Genomic DNA, 1,248 nt, shown 5'->3' with positions numbered 1-1,248 from the left:
TGACGTGACCCCCGCCTTTCATCCAGCGGCAACCAGAGACAGACCGGTGTTGTTGCGCATGAGCGCGGGTGAAGCAACGGGCGGGGTTAACCCCGCCCGTTGCGTTTCAAGTTCGGCGGCGAACGCTGCCGGGGTGGCATAGCCGAGCGACGAGTGTGGTCGGTCGGTGTTGTAGTCGTGAACCCAGCGGGCGAGAATCTCCCGCGCTTGGCCGATCGTGAAGAACAGCGTCTCGTTGAGCAGCTCGTCGCGCATGCGACCATTGAAGCTCTCGACGAACCCGTTCTGCGTCGGCTTGCCTGGGGCGATATAGTGCCACTCGATGCTGACATCCCCGGACCAGGCTAGCACCGCGTTCGATGTCAGCTCGGTGCCGTTATCGCTGACGATCATCTTTGGCGCGCCGCGCCTGGCGATCAGATCGCCCAGCTCGCGGACCACCCGCCTGCCCGAGATCGACGTATCGGCCACCGCCGCCAAGCACTCGCGCGTCACGTCATCGACGATGTTGAGGACCCGGAACCGGCGACCGGTGACGAGTTGGTCGTGAACAAAGTCCAGGCTCCAGCGCTGGTTGGGAAGCGCCAGCACCGGGGCAGGCGCCCGCGCGCCGACGGCGCGCTTGCGTCCCTTCCTGCGACGCACCGTTAGACCTTCCTCGCGGTAGAGCCGCTGCGTCTTCTTGCGGTTGATGGTGATGCCGTCCCGGCGCAGCAGGATGTGCAGCCGCCGATAGCCGAACCGTCGGCGTTGTTGCGCCAGCTCGCATAGCCGCGACCGCAGGTCGCCATCATCCTCCCGGCACGAACGATACCGCATGCTCGTGCGATCCGCTCCGACGACAGCACACGCCCGCCGCTCGCTCATCCCCAACGTCGACTGGAGATGCGCGACCGCTTGCCGCTTCGCGGCGGGCGCTACCATTTTTTTGACAGCAGATCCTTCAGACCCGCGTTGTCCAGCATCGTCTCCGCCAGCAGCCGCTTGAGCCTGCCGTTCTCCTCCTCGAGCGCCCGCAGCCGCTTCGCGTCAGATACCTCCAGCCCGCCATACTTGGCCTTCCACGCATAGTAGGTGGCGCTCGACATGCCGTGCTTGCGGCACAGCTCCGTCACCACCGCGCCCGCCTCGGCCTCCTTCAGGATGCCAATGATCTGCTCTTCCGTGAAATGCTTCCGCTTCATCTGTCCGTCCCTTCGAGGGGCCGGTCTCTAGTTCCAACTGGATGAAGAAACGGGGGTCACGTCA

1 protein-coding gene is annotated in these 1,248 nt (G+C 64.9%); it reads right to left on the bottom strand.

The genetic code is table 11. From position 1 onward, the window contains the following. Nucleotides 1-18 precede the first annotated feature (18 nt). Nucleotides 19-1,184, bottom strand: a protein-coding gene (locus ACM9ME_RS15380) for an IS3 family transposase (RefSeq protein ID WP_415644337.1) whose coding sequence is annotated in 2 segments (ribosomal slippage) — nt 19-932 and nt 932-1,184 — 1,167 coding nt in all. Because the reading frame shifts where the segments join, the coding sequence is not laid out codon by codon here. Nucleotides 1,185-1,248: the final 64 nt, after the last annotated feature.

This window comes from Sphingomonas antarctica (assembly GCF_965137005.1).
GTDB lineage: Bacteria > Pseudomonadota > Alphaproteobacteria > Sphingomonadales > Sphingomonadaceae > Sphingomonas_O > Sphingomonas_O antarctica.
This window is presented reverse-complemented; position numbering and strand designations above follow the sequence as displayed.